Annotated in this window: 1 protein-coding gene; it reads left to right on the forward strand. The window is 42.1% G+C overall.

What is annotated here, in order from left to right; genetic code table 11:
* A partial coding sequence (locus CIB29_RS15170; RefSeq protein ID WP_157910324.1) for a transposase occupies positions 1 to 397 on the forward strand: 397 nt, incomplete at both ends.

Consider the following 397-nt stretch of genomic DNA (forward strand, 5'->3'; position numbering starts at 1 on the left):
TTCTTTCTCGACCACAATCGTTGAGATATTTGAACTAAAGCTTCATACCATTGCCAGATTAAAAAATTCACCCAAAATCAAATACCTGATTGATGGGGAAAAGAAAACTTTGACTCAGATATACAATGCCAATAAGAAGCGCCGCGGGAAGTCCAAATACCTTCTATCCGTTGCTGCTGAGATTTATGATCAGCACGACAACAAGCTGCCTGTCATGATTGTGTTTGTGCGTGACCGAAACAACCGCAAAAAGTGGATTGCCTTAATCTCTACCGACATGAGCTTGCCCGAAGAGGAAATCATCCGTATATACGGCAAACGCTGGAGCATCGAGGTATTCTTTAAAGTATGCAAGTCTTACCTGAACCTGAACAAGGAGTTCCAGTGTCTTTCCTAT

Source organism: Petroclostridium xylanilyticum (assembly GCF_002252565.1).
Classification (GTDB): domain Bacteria; phylum Bacillota; class Clostridia; order SK-Y3; family SK-Y3; genus Petroclostridium; species Petroclostridium xylanilyticum.